The organism is uncultured Arcanobacterium sp. (assembly GCF_947253055.1).
Classification (GTDB): Bacteria; Actinomycetota; Actinomycetes; order Actinomycetales; family Actinomycetaceae; genus Arcanobacterium_A.
This window is the reverse complement of record NZ_CAMXYE010000040.1, coordinates 1-13,465: the sequence shown is the minus strand read 5'-3', so window position 1 is coordinate 13,465 and position 13,465 is coordinate 1. Positions and strand designations below refer to the sequence as shown.

The window sequence follows — 13,465 nt, the reverse complement described above, 5'->3', positions numbered from 1 at the left end:
CGGGCACCTTTCAAAGCGAGGAGCGAGCCACCACTTTTCACTAAAGGCAAAGTCCATGGCACCAATTTTCGTAAAGCAGCTACCGCGCGCGCCGTCACAAACTCACTAGCCAGCTTGCCGGCAAACTCTTCTGCGCGCCCTCTTTTAATTTCCACATTAGAGAGATTCAGCTCCGCTTTCACCATCTCCAGCCACTTGACGCGGCGCTCCATCGGCTCTACCAAGTAAAGCTGCATATCAGGGCGCACAGCGGCAATCACGATTCCCGGAAAACCCGCTCCTGCTCCCACATCAATAAGCTCAGCGCCGAAAGGCAAAAAATCTAATAGCGCAGTGGAGTTAAGCAAGTGACGATCCCAAAGTTTATCCATCTCGCGTGGACCTACCAGCCCCTGCACTTGCCCTTGCGATTCAAGCAACTGTGCAAAACGCAGCAACTTTTCCCAACCTGCATTACCAAAATGTACAGCTCCTCCGGTTGGAGGAGCTTGTACACTATATTTTGGCTCTTCACTCATATGCGAATCATCCATATGCGAATTGCTTATACGCCAATCGCTTATACGCTAAATACTTAATTTACTCTGCAGAATCCGCCGAAATAGCAGATTCAGCAGAATCTGCCGACTCCGCAGAATCCATTGAGTCCGCAGAAAAATCTTCCTCCGCGGGGGAATTCGCATATTCAGCAGCTAACTCGTCTTCATCCTCTGCCAAATGTAAAACCACGTGCCGATTAACTCCGAAGCCTTCTGATTCGGAAACCAATCCCGCGGCAGCCGCTACGTCGTGCACTACTTTCCGCTCAAAAGGATTCATGGGCTGCAGTACGTATTCTTCTCCGGTATCCAGCACTTCCTCTACGGCATCCTGTGCTATTTCTCGAATTTTATCGCGATGCTGCTCCCGATAACCCAATACATCCAGCATCAGCCGCGAACGCTCTCCGGTTTCTTGCTGCACGGCTAAACGAGTAAGTTCCTGTAAAGAATCCAGTACTTCTCCGCGGCGCCCAATCAAGCGCTTTAACCGCCGATCTTTACCTTCTTCATTTACAATCGCCACCGTTGCTCGTTCAGCCTCAGTAGAGATTTCTAAATCGCCATCTAAATCAGCTATATCTAAGAGCTCTTCCAAATAATCGGCCGCTAAATCGCCTTCTTTATCTAGCTGCGTTTGCAACTCTTCTGGGCTGAGTTCTTCTTCTTTCATTGTTTTCCTTTTATATCCAGGAGGTGAAACACCTAACCTACATAATTAAACTAAAAATTTCGGGGCTTTTGGTTCTTTTGCGCCCGCTTCTTCCGCGCTTTTTTCTTTTCTTGCGAACGCTGCCGTTGCGCGAGCCGCCGTTCATAACGCTTCCGAGCTCTTTCTTCATCAGTAAGCCCGTCTTTCCCGCGCTCTGGTTCAGCTGCCACAGAATCTGCATCTACTTCTGCTGCTGCGCCTTTCTCAGCTTGCGCACCGCCGCTCTCTTTGCCACGCAGTTGCGCTTTCTTCGCCCGCTCTTTCCCTAAAGGTTGCGCACGTTGACCGGTATTTTCTACCTCTCCTTCTTCTGGAGGAAGACCTTTTGCAATTCGCTTCGCCCGCAATTTTGCTTGCCTCTTCTTATAAGCTGCACTGCCGGGAGTGGGGTTCGTATTAAGCAACCACGTCTGTTGGCCGATATTCCAAATATTGCCAACTAACCAATAAATAAGCACGCCTACCTGGAAAGTAGTGCCGGTAAATATGTAAATCATCGGCATGCCGTAAAGCATATACTTTTGCATCTTATAAGCCGGATTACTCGGATCCATAGCTTTCTCCGGCATATTCTTCGTCATAATCTGCTTTTGCGTAAAGAAAAGCGTCGCAATCATAAGCGCAATTAAAACGATTGCTACGACGAGAATATTGGTAGAAGTAGCGAAATTTTTCGCAGTACCAATCGAGCTAGAAAGAGGTGCTCCAAAGAGAGTAGAACGGGAAATTTCCTCTGCTAATTTTTCATTAATCGGCCCTACTGCCTTTACCCGATATATCCCTTCCGAAAGTGGTTTTACCGCGTAGAGAAGCCGGAAAAGCGCAAAGAAAATCGGCATCTGAATAAGCATCGGTAGACAAGAAGAAAAAGGTGAAGTGCCATGCTCTCTATAAAGTGCCTGCAATTCTTCCTGCTGCCGCTGCATCGACACCTGATCTTTGCGATTCTTATATTTCTTTTGAATTCGCTGAATCTCTGGATTTAGCTCTTGCGCAGCTCGCATAGATTTAGTTTGCTTATTGAAGAGCGGAATCATTAAGGCACGTACCACAATAGTGAGCCCTACAATAGCTAGTACCCAAGCTGGGCCCGGGCCTTTCCCCATTCCTAAAGTAGTGAGAAAAGAGTGGACGCCACTCATAATCCAAGCAATTATCCACATGATGGGATAGAGAATAGTATCCAAGGTATTTCCGTTCCTTATTTAACTGATTCGTTTATAAAATTTCTTTTTCTGCGTGCCGGCGAACTTCGAGTAACTCAGAATAATTAAGAGGCCGAGTTGGCCATTTTCCCTGCGGTGGTACCCAGTCTACCCCACCTTTACTCCAAGGATTACAGCGTAAAATTCTCCATACTGCTAAAATTGTACCCTTTATTACGCCGTGAATTTCAATCGCTTCCACTGCATAACGCGAACACGTAGGTTCATACCGGCATCTGCGCGGTAAAGCAGCAGATATAGAGCGTTGATACCACGCAATGACGGCCAAAAGAACTTTCTTTAGCACTTTTCTGCTGCCTTTCCTGCCACCGGTATTAGAGATAATTTCCGTAATTCTTTTTCCATAGCTACCTGTAGTTGCTGATAATTTGCCGTAGCTGCTGCCGGACGAGCCCTTATTACTAGAGCTTGCGCCTTTATTACTGGCAAATATTCCCGCATAATATGCCGTAATTTTCTTATTACTCGATGGCGAACTACGGAATTTCCAACTCTTTTACCGACAACGAAGCCGACCTGAGGTAGGTCGGCTTTCGTATCTTCTGCAACCGGAATTACATGCATAGTTAATAAGTAATTTCCGCTGCTCTTTCCGTCACGAAATACGGAAGTAAATTCCGCACTTTTTCGCAACCGGTTTTCTTTCGGCAGCATTTAGGCAGAAAGCTTAGCGCGACCCTTGAGCCGGCGCGCAGCTAATACTGCACGGCCTCCGCGCGTACGCATACGCTTACGAAAACCATGCACCTTGGAACGATGCCGGTTATTAGGCTGATAAGTACGTTTCGTAGACATGGGTAACTCCCACCGCATAAACTCGGATTCTTCACAATGTATCTACACCGCGGTGCATTTACATTGTGCGTGCGCTCTTTACACACGTAGCCATATGACTCTACGCGACTTTTCGTTTATAGGTCAATCTTTCCCGTATCTCTCGTGATTGATATCTCAAGGAATATATTTGAAAATTTCCGGTATAAATCCTCTTCCACAACTGTTAATAACTTTTCTTTTTAGACTTTTCGGCTTATTGCTCAGAAAAGCCACAGAGAATTACAAAGGTGTAATATCCACAGCTGTGTATAAGTATGTGGATAATTTTACTGCATTTCCTTTTTTTCTCGTCTAGACTGAGAAAGCTGAGTTTTATATTTCTTTAATTTATGGCCATCCTTTATGGTCATTTTTAGAAATACGGAAAGGAATATTATGGAAGAAGGCTTTGCTGCGCGGGCTGCCTGGACAGCTGCTGCAGAACTTTTACGTGCAGAAGGGCGCCTTTCTGATTCTCAAGCTGCTTTTCTAAATTTAGCTAAACCTATCGCCACTGTAGATGAAATTTTTATGATCAGCGTCGGTTCTGATTTCATAAAAGATTGGCTACAGGAACACGTAATCGAAGCCATGACTCCACAATTGAGTAATATCCTTGGGCGCACAGTTAAAATTTTAATTTCCGTGGATCCGGCTCTCAGTGAACAAGAAGTACCTACTTCTAATGCAGATCCTCTCTCTGCTTCTTTTACTTCTCCACATCCAGCTACTCCCCTTCAGAGTGTAACCCCTGCTGTTTTTTCAGAAGAAACAAAGAAACCAGAGCTCCATTCGGTAAATTATTCACCCGTAGATAACTCTCTCACTTCTTTAGAAGAAAAAATGCGGTCTTATCCCGAAGATTCTTCTTATTCTGCCTCTTCCTCTGCCTATCCCGAAGATTTTTCCTCTTCTCCGCAGAATGAACCAAATACTGATGCTTCTTTCTCTTCTCCTTCCCCAACTGCGTTACCAAAATTGCCGAATGGTAGCCAAGGGCAAGAAGCAGCACGTTTAAATCCCCGGCACACTTTTGAAAATTTCGTAATTGGTGAATCAAATCGTTTCGCCCACGCCACCGCTTTAGCAGTAGCAGAATCTCCTGGATCTACCTACAATCCCCTTTTTCTTTACTCTGCTTCGGGCATGGGAAAAACTCATCTTTTGCATGCCATTGGAAACTACACTCTCAGTCTTTATCCTGGGCTAAAGGTTCTTTACACTTCTGCTGAAGAATTTACTAATGCCTTTATTAATGCGTTAAGTAATAATGAGCGTTATACCTTCAAAGATCATTTCCGAAATGTAGATGTACTACTTATTGACGATATTCAGTTTATTTCTGGCCGAGAAAGCACACTTGAAGAATTTTTTCATACCTTTAATTCTCTTTCTAATGCCAACAAACAAATCGTCATTACTTCTGATGTAGCTCCGAAATATTTAACCGGCTTCGAAGAGCGCATGATTTCGCGCTTTGCTTCTGGAATTACTGCTAATATCGATTTACCTAATTTTGAAACTCGTATCGCTATTTTAGAGAAAAAAGCTGTGGCAGAATCTCTCGAAGTCCCGCGGATTGTTTTAGAATTTATTGCTTCCCGCATCACCACAAATGTGCGTGAAATGGAAGGTGCCTTACGGCGGGTCACTGCTTACGGCGGTTTAGCTCAGCAAGAAATTACCTTAGATATGGCGGAAATGGTGTTGAAAGATATTATTTCCGATCCAGATTCTATCCAAATAAGTGCCGGTATGATTATGGCAGAAACCGCTCTCTATTTTGATCTCACTACCGCTGATTTAAAATCTCCTACTCGTACCCGCGCGCTCACTACTCCGCGCCATATCGGAATGTATCTTTGCCGAGAACTCACTAATCTCTCTCTTCCGCAGATTGCAGATGCTTTTAATCGCCGTGACCACACCACAGTAATTAATGCAGTGAAAAAGGTAGAAAAACAGATGGCGGAAAAGCAAAATATTTTTAACGAAGTATCAGAATTAACTACTCGCATTAAACAAACTGCAAAGACACAAGCCCAGCAAATAGAAAACTATAAATAATCTTTCTTGTGTATAACTCTGCTTTTCTGCGCTTTCTTTGTGCTTTTTGCCCACTTTCCTGTGGATAAAAACTAAAACCAAATACTTTCTTCCGCTTTTTTGCTTCTTATCCACTAAGTACTCACAAAATATTGCACAGCTCTTTTGCTTACGCCGTCACAAAAATTTGGGATATCCACAAAATCCACAAGGCCTACTACTGCTACTACCTATTTATATAAACTACAAAAAGCCGCCACCCGTTGCGAAAAATATGTAATTATAAGTATCTTGTTTCCTTAAACTCACGTAAAATACTCTTAGAAAAAGAAAGTAGGTAGTTGTGAAATTTCAAGTTGAATACGATACCTTCACCGAAGCAGTAACGTGGGTGGCGCGGACTATTCCTAATCGTCCGGCTATTCCCGTATTAGCAGGAATGAAAATTACTGCTAAAGAAGACGGGATAATTACCTTAGGATCGCGGGATTCCGATATTTCTTCGCACATTGAAATAGACGGAGAAGTGTTAGACGCGGGAGAAATTTTAGTAAACGGAAAGCTGCTGGCAGATATTTGCCGAAATTTACCGAATAAAGCAATTACTTTTTCTCTCCAAGATAACAAACTAGAAATTGAATGCGGCACCACGCGTTTTTCCATGAAAATAATGACCATGGATGATTATTCTGAATTACCGGAAATGCCAGAAATAATCGGAAAAGTAGATGGCAGTATTTGGGAAGAAGCAGTAAGCCAAGTAAGTATCGCTGCCTCACATGACGATACTTTGCCTATGTTGGTATCTATTTGTATCGAAATTTCTGGAAACCAAATTTCTTTACTTGCCACCGATCGGTATCGCCTCGCTTTGCGGGAATTGACGTGGGAAGCGAAAGAAGAAAGCCTAGAGAAAAGAATTTTGGTACGCTCAGCACGGCTTCTAGAAATAGCAAAATCTTTGGGGAGCAGCACGGTAAATATCCACTTAGATAGTTTAGAAAATCCGTCGTTATTAGGTTTTTCGGCAGCCGGTAAGCAAAATACTGTACAGCTTACGGATGGAGAATATCCGCAAGTACGTTCCCTTTTCCCCACGGAAGTAGAAGGAAGTGCCAGCGTAGATAGAGAAGAAATGCTAAACGCAATCAAAAGATCGCGCTTAGTAGTAGAAAAAAATTCCGCGGTGCGCCTTTCGCTGCAGCCAGAAGAAGTAGTGATAGAAGCTGGGCAAGGGGAAGTTGCGCAAGCTTCAGAGGTAATAGGAGCGAAATTAGCGGGAGAAGAAATTAAATTAGCTTTTAATCCGGTATTTCTCCAAGACGCTTTAAGTGTAATAAAAGAAGAAAATATGCATCTTTCCTATACACAAGCTACTAAACCGGTGGTAATAAGCGGAGAAAACGAAAAAGGCGAAATTAATAAAGATTTCAGTATTTTACTTATGCCGATTCGTACTTTCGGGGAAAACTAAATTGTAGAGCAAAGTGTATATTTCTGATTTAGCAATTTATAATTTTCGCTCGTATCGGCAAGCCTTTGTAAAATTGCAGCCCGGTATTAATGTGTTTTGCGGAGAGAACGGCGCGGGGAAGACAAATCTAGTAGAAGCAATAGCTTATTTAGCTACGTTTTCTTCGCATCGAGTCGCAGCTGATGTGGCATTGGTACATAAGCAGGCCACCGAAGCAGTCATTCAGGCGCGCTGCGTGCAAGAAGAAGGCGAAAGTGTTTTAGAGGTGAAAATACTTCCCGGAAAAGCGAATTCTTGTTGGATAAATAGAGGGCCAGTAAGACCAACAGAACTGCTGGGAATAGTGAAAGTAGTGGTCTTTGCGCCGGAAGATTTAGAAAAAATAAAAGGAGAGCCGGGAGCGCGGCGAAATTTTTTAGACGAACTACTTATACAGGTAGATAAAAAGAATAAAGAAATTAACCGAGAATATAATCGGGTACTTAGTCAAAGAGCGGCGTTGTTGAAAACAGCGCGAAAATGCCGGCGAAGTGGGCGGAAGTTTGACGAAAGAAATTTAGAAGTTTGGGATAGGAAAATAGCTAGTTTAGGGGCGGAGATTATTGCGCGCCGCGCGGAGATTATTCAAAAGCTGCGCCCTTATGTGATGGAGTATTATCGGCTTATTTCTGGAGGTAAAGGAAAAGCCCGAATAGATTACGAAGCAAATATTAATATCCGCCGGGGATGGGAACTTCCAGATCCAGCAGCTGTGCAAGGAGAAAAAGGAGAAGAACTTGCGCTTAAAGCGGCTGGAGAAATTCAAGAAAACGAAGAAAAACTACAAAATACAGCCGGGATAGAAGCAGTTTTATATGAGCAAGTACAAAAATGGCGCGAAACAGAGATAGAAAGAGGAGTAAATTTAGTAGGCCCTCACCGCGATGATATTCGCTTACTACTGCAAGATTTACCTGCTAAAGGATACGCTTCACACGGAGAGACCTGGTCTTATGCTTTAGCTTTGCGCCTTGCCGAATGGGAAATTTTACGGAATAGTGAAGCAGATTTGTGGGGGAGCAAAGAAGAACCTATTCTCATTTTAGACGATGTATTTTCTGAACTAGATATGTATCGGCGTGAGCGGTTAATGGAGATAATAACCGAGGCAGAGCAAGTAATAATTACTTCTGCAAGTGGAGAAGAATTGCCGGAGAGGGCTGCGCAAAAAAGCTTTTTAGTAGCAAATCACGAAGTAGTGGAAAAAAGCGCAGCCGAAGTTGAAACCAAAGTTGAAGAAAATGAAAAAGCAGCGGAAGGAGAGTAAATGAAAAAAGAGGAGGTGAATAAAGAAGAGCGTCGGAGGCGGGCGCGAATAGCTGCCGATAAAAAATATGGAGATGTGCTGCCGTTACAGATTTTAGAAAGAATGCGGATAATGGCAGAAACACAAGGCTGGGTGCGAATTAGAAAAAGCGGCTCAGCCTTGCGAAACAAAGAAATAGCGCCGCAAGAGAGAATTGGCGCAGATGTTTATGTACCGGTACCAGGACAAGAGGTAGGAAGTGGCGCACGAAAATCTTATTTAGATCCAAAACCGCTCGGAATGCTAGTGGAACGCACCTTAAAAGAAAAAGCGTGGCAAGAAAAAATTGATGTAGCTGCTATTGCCGAAAATTGGGAAGCAATAGTAGGAAAAGTGGTAGCAGCTAATTCCGGTGTGGAAGATTATTCCGAAGAAAAAGTATTGACGATTAGAGCGCGCACGGTTTCTTGGGAAACGCAATTACGCGCACTCTCTTTGGAATTAGATAAACGAATTTCTACCCAGCTAGGAGAAGGTGTAGTAAAAGAGATTCGCATAATAGGGCCACATCGCCCTTCTTGGAGGCACGGAAAATATGTAGTTCCCGGCCGCGGCGTGCGCGATACCTATGATTAACCGGAGGATTAACCGAAATAGGGATACGCAGTACGTAAAAACAAAACGAGAGAAAAGGGCGGCGCGGGGAGAAGGCTCTAAGAGATGAGCTAGCGCCAAAATCGAAAAATGCGTATTTTCTGGCTATAATAGGAGAAGTAGTAGTTTATGTAGGTACCTACTAAAGAAGGTCTTAAATCTGTAAAAATATATATCTCGAGCCATTGAGAGATAAGACACAGAAAAACGAAGTATTAAAAAGGTGGAGGAGCGCTGCCGCGTGAGTGAAGAAAAAAATAAACCGGAAGAACATTATGGCGCAGAAGATATTACGGTACTGGAAGGGTTAGAAGCAGTACGTAAACGTCCGGGAATGTATATCGGCTCTACCGGAGCCCGAGGACTACATCACTTAGTTTATGAGGTAGTGGATAATTCTGTAGACGAAGCTTTAGCTGGATACTGTAGTGAAATCACCGTCACTCTTTTAGAAGGCGGCGGGGTGCGCATAGTAGATAATGGGCGCGGAATCCCGGTAGATATTCACCCCACCGAAAAAGTTTCTGCAGTACAAGTAGTTATGACGATGCTGCACGCCGGAGGTAAATTCGGTAATGGCTCCTATGCGGTATCGGGTGGTTTACACGGAGTAGGTGTTTCGGTCGTAAATGCGCTTTCTACCCGCATGGAAACGCAAATTTGGCGCGATGGATACGTCTGGAGGATTGCCTACGAAAATGGGGTACCGTTGGCACCGCTCGCCAAAGGCGAAAAGACCGATAAAACGGGTACGCAGCAGACCTTCTGGCCAAATGCAGAAATTTTTGAAACCACACATTTTGATTTCGAAACTCTCCGGCATCGTTTCCGGCAAATGGCTTTCCTAAATAAAGGACTTCGCATCACGCTGATAGACGAAAGAAAAGAAGCGGTAGAAGAAGGAGACGAAGTCACCGGAGATAAAAAAGGAATAGCTGATACACCGCTGCCGGGGCATCGCGAAATTAGCTATAAATATGACGGGGGAATTCTGGACTACGTGGCACATTTAGTGCGCACGAAAAAAGCAGAACCAGTGCATAGCGAACCTATTTATTTTGAAGTAGAAGATACTGAGAAGAAAATGTCGTTAGAGATAGCTATGCAATGGACTAATGCCTATAGTGAATCTCTCTATACTTTCGCCAATACTATTAACACCACAGAGGGCGGTACCCACGAAGAAGGCTTCCGTACCGCACTTACTTCGGTAATAAATAAATATGCTCGCGATAAGAGTCTTCTGAAAGATAAAGATCCGAACCTCTCGGGCGACGATGTGCGCGAAGGTTTAACTACCGTAATTTCTATTAAAATTGGTGAGCCGCAATTCGAAGGGCAGACAAAAACTAAGCTGGGTAATACGGAAGCGCGCACTTTTGTGCAGACCCAAACCTATGCATATCTTTCCGAATGGTTAGATATGCACCCAACTGAAGGAAGAGAAATAATTCGCAAAGCTACCCAAGCCTATTCGGCGCGAGTGGCAGCCCGGAAAGCTCGCGAAGCGACGCGGCGGAAATCAGTACTAGAATCAGCTTCTTTACCTGGAAAACTGAAAGATTGCACTTCGCGTAACCCGGAAGAATGTGAAATTTTTATTGTGGAGGGTGATTCCGCCGGTGGCTCGGCAGTGAATGGGCGTAATCCCCAACATCAGGCAATTATGCCGATTCGTGGAAAAATTCTTAATGTGGAAAAGGCGCGCCTAGATAGGGCACTTTCTTCTGATACTATTCAGGGTTTAATTACGGCTTTTGGCACAGGCGTAGGAGAAAGCTTTGATATAGAGAAATTGCGCTACCACAAAATTGTCTTTATGGCAGATGCCGATGTGGACGGGCAACATATTGCCACGTTGCTTCTCACGCTAATTTATCGCTATATGAAACCGCTTATTGAAGGGGGATATGTGTATTTAGCGATGCCACCTCTCTATCGTTTGAAATGGACTAATGCTCCCCATCAATACGTCTTTTCTGACAAAGAGCGCGATGAAGTCTTAGCAGCTGGTTTAGAGGCTGGGAAAAAATTACCGAAAGCCGAAGGGCAAGGGATTCAACGTTATAAAGGTCTAGGAGAAATGAATGCTTCTGAATTGTGGGAAACCACGATGGATCCGGAGCGGCGGACTTTGAAAAAAGTAGAAATAGGTGAAGCAGCCAGTACCGATGAAACTTTTTCTATTTTGATGGGAGAAGATGTGCAGTCGCGGCGCAGCTTTATTCAGCGCAATGCCCATGACGTACGCTTCCTAGATATTTAAGGATAGATGTGAGTACAGAGAAGAAAAATATGGATAGCGAAACCGGATATAAGCACGGATATATAAAAGACGTAGACCTGCAAAAAGAGATGGAAACTTCCTATCTCGATTATGCGATGTCGGTGATAGTCGGGCGCGCGCTTCCTGATGTGCGCGACGGCATGAAGCCCGTACATCGGCGGGTAATTTACGCTATGTGGAATGGCGGTTTCCGCCCCGATGCTTCTTTCTCTAAATCAGTAAAAATAGTGGGCGAAGTAATGAGTAATTACCACCCCCACGGCGATGCTGCTATTTACGATACGATGGTGCGCTTAGTGCAACCGTGGAGTATGCGTTATCCGCTGGTAGCTGGGCAAGGAAATTTTGGTACGGCCGGAGATTTGGGTGCAGCTGCTCCGCGATATACCGAAGCGCGGATGGCTCCGCTCGCTCTGGAAATGGTGCGTGATATTAATGAAGACACCGTAGATTTTCAGCCTAATTTCGATGGCTCGGTACAAGAACCTACCGTACTTACTGCGCGAATCCCTAATTTACTTATTAACGGCTCAGAGGGAATTGCAGTGGGTATGGCCACCCGAATTCCTCCACATAACCTGCGGGAAGTGGCGGAAGGCGTGCAGTGGTATTTACAGCATCCGGAGGCGAGCCGCGAAGAGCTGCTTAATCAGTTAATGCACTATATTAAAGGGCCAGATTTTCCGACCGGAGCCGTCATTCTCGGTACTAAAGGTATTGAGGATATGTATCGCACGGGTAATGGTTCAATTACCCAAAGAGCAATTGTGGAAGTAGATGAAATAAACGGGCGGCAGTGCCTAGTAATTACAGATCTTCCCTACCAAGTAAATCCCGATAGATTACTTGGAAAAATGGTAGAAGGAATTAAAGACGGGCGGCTTCCTGGAATTGCCGATATTCGTGATGAATCTTCTGGGCGCGCTGGTCAGCGCATAGTAGTAGTCTTAAAACGCGACGCAGTGGCAAAGGTAGTGCTTAATAATTTGTATAAGCATACGCAGCTGCAAAATAATTTCCCCGCCAATATGCTGGCATTAGTGGATGGCGTACCGCGCACACTTTCTCTAGACGGGTTCGTATATCACTGGGTAAATCATCAAATGGAAGTGATTAATCGCCGTACCCGTTATCGGTTGCAAAAGACTGAAGAACGGCTGATGATTCTCGCCGGATTGGCGAAGGCATTAGATAATTTAGATGCGGTAATTTCGCTTATTCGCTCTTCCCAAACTCCGGAAGAAGCGCGCAATGGCTTGATTACTTTGCTGGATATCAACGAGGTGCAAGCTGATCATATTTTGGCTATGCAGCTCCGCCGGTTGGCAGCTTTAGAGCGACAGAAAATTCTAGATGAAAAGGCCGAAAAAGAGGCACTTTGCGCCGATTATCGAGATATTTTGGCGAAGCCAGAGCGGCAGCGGCAGATAATTTCTAGCGAGTTAGCAGAGATAGTTGAAAAATATGGGGATGAGCGGCGCACCAAAATTATTCCTTATGAAGGTGGAGTGACGGTAGAAGATTTAATACCGGAAGAAGAAGTAGTCGTGACGATTACCCGCTCCGGATTCATTAAGCGGACGAAAGTATCCGAATACCGAGCGCAGCATCGCGGTGGAAAAGGAATTAAAGGCGCTACTTTGCGGGGCGACGATGTAGTAGAGACTTTCGGTATTGCCTCTACGCACGATTGGCACCTTTTCTTCACCAATATGGGGCGGGTCTACCGCATTAAAGGTTATGAAATTCCGGAGGGAGCGCGGGATGCGAAAGGCCAGCATATAGCGAACCTATTGGCCTTCCAACCGGAAGAAAAGATTGCTTCCGCTATTTCTTTACATAACTATGAGCAGGCAGATTATTTAGTGCTGGCCACAGAAGACGGCATGATTAAAAAGACGCGGCTGAGTGAATATGATTCAGCGCGCAGTGGCGGATTAATCGCCATAAATCTGCGCGAGCACGCCGATGGCAGTACCGATAAATTAGTATCTGCCCAGTTGATAGATAAAAATGACGATCTATTGCTGGTATCACGGAAAGGTCAATCTTTACGCTTTACTGCTGACGATGAGTCGTTGCGGGCGCTGGGAAGAGCCACTGCGGGAGTGCGAGGGATGAAATTCCGAGCGGGCGATTCCCTGCTTACCATGGTGGCGGTGCGCGAAAATGCGGAAGTCTTTGTAGTGACGGAAGGTGGCTTTGCAAAGCGTACCCTATTAGAAGAATATCGCCGGCAAAATCGCGGCGGCTTAGGAGTAAAAGTAGCCAATTTGGTGGCAGAGCGGGGAGATTTAGTAGGAGCTCTAATTACCCAAGCCGGTGATGAAGTGCTGGTAATTATGGAATCCGGAAATGTAGTGCGCTCGCGGGTAGATGAAGTAAATCTGACGGGTAGAAATACGCAAGGAGTTACCTTTGCACGC

12 protein-coding genes are annotated in these 13,465 nt (G+C 44.8%); 6 read left to right on the top strand and 6 right to left on the bottom strand.

The window, feature by feature from the left end:
• The 6 genes from rsmG to rpmH form a co-directional block, all read right to left on the bottom strand.
• Positions 1-533 (bottom strand): 16S rRNA (guanine(527)-N(7))-methyltransferase RsmG (gene rsmG / locus Q0X35_RS03870; RefSeq protein ID WP_297565659.1); only part of this gene is annotated, 533 nt, incomplete at its 3' end.
• Between the two features lie 46 nt (positions 534-579).
• Positions 580-1,212 carry a R3H domain-containing nucleic acid-binding protein gene (locus tag Q0X35_RS03865; protein ID WP_297565657.1) on the bottom strand — a complete coding sequence of 211 codons (633 nt, stop codon included), beginning with the start codon at positions 1,210-1,212 and terminating at the stop codon, positions 580-582.
• 50 nt (positions 1,213-1,262) lie between these two features.
• Complete coding sequence (gene yidC, locus Q0X35_RS03860; protein WP_297565655.1) at positions 1,263-2,438, bottom strand: membrane protein insertase YidC; 1,176 nt, start codon at positions 2,436-2,438, stop codon at positions 1,263-1,265.
• A 31-nt stretch (positions 2,439-2,469) separates the two neighbouring features.
• Positions 2,470-2,763 carry a membrane protein insertion efficiency factor YidD gene (gene yidD / locus Q0X35_RS03855; protein ID WP_073995754.1) on the bottom strand — a complete coding sequence of 98 codons (294 nt, stop codon included), beginning with the start codon at positions 2,761-2,763 and terminating at the stop codon, positions 2,470-2,472.
• Positions 2,757-3,131, bottom strand: coding sequence for a ribonuclease P protein component (gene rnpA, locus Q0X35_RS03850; RefSeq protein ID WP_297565647.1), 375 nt, complete (start codon positions 3,129-3,131; stop codon positions 2,757-2,759). Before rnpA ends, yidD begins: the two co-directional genes overlap by 7 nt.
• Positions 3,132-3,272: a 50S ribosomal protein L34 gene (rpmH, locus tag Q0X35_RS03845; protein WP_073995756.1), complete on the bottom strand. Its 141-nt coding sequence runs from the start codon at positions 3,270-3,272 to the stop codon at positions 3,132-3,134. It lies immediately after the preceding gene.
• A gap of 417 nt (positions 3,273-3,689) precedes the next feature.
• Between rpmH and dnaA the strand changes: the two genes are divergently transcribed.
• From dnaA to gyrA, 6 genes are all read left to right on the top strand, one after another.
• Entirely contained in the window at positions 3,690-5,360 is a 1,671-nt protein-coding gene (dnaA, locus tag Q0X35_RS03840) for a chromosomal replication initiator protein DnaA (protein WP_297565643.1), read from the top strand.
• A 322-nt stretch (positions 5,361-5,682) separates the two neighbouring features.
• Positions 5,683-6,813, top strand: coding sequence for a DNA polymerase III subunit beta (gene dnaN, locus Q0X35_RS03835; protein ID WP_297565640.1), 1,131 nt, complete (start codon positions 5,683-5,685; stop codon positions 6,811-6,813).
• 13 nt (positions 6,814-6,826) lie between these two features.
• Positions 6,827-8,119 (top strand): DNA replication/repair protein RecF, encoded by a 1,293-nt coding sequence (gene recF, locus Q0X35_RS03830; protein WP_297565637.1) that lies wholly within the window; start codon positions 6,827-6,829, stop codon positions 8,117-8,119.
• On the top strand, positions 8,120-8,734 hold the full coding sequence (locus Q0X35_RS03825; protein WP_297565634.1) for a DUF721 domain-containing protein: 615 nt from the start codon (positions 8,120-8,122) through the stop codon (positions 8,732-8,734).
• 259 nt (positions 8,735-8,993) lie between these two features.
• The gene (gene gyrB / locus Q0X35_RS03820; RefSeq protein ID WP_297565631.1) at positions 8,994-11,018 is read left to right on the top strand and encodes a DNA topoisomerase (ATP-hydrolyzing) subunit B; all 2,025 of its coding nucleotides are present in this window, start codon (positions 8,994-8,996) and stop codon (positions 11,016-11,018) included.
• Between the two features lie 29 nt (positions 11,019-11,047).
• Positions 11,048-13,465, top strand: a 2,418-nt coding sequence (gene gyrA, locus Q0X35_RS03815) for a DNA gyrase subunit A (RefSeq protein ID WP_297565662.1), incomplete at its 3' end; no start/stop codon positions are given.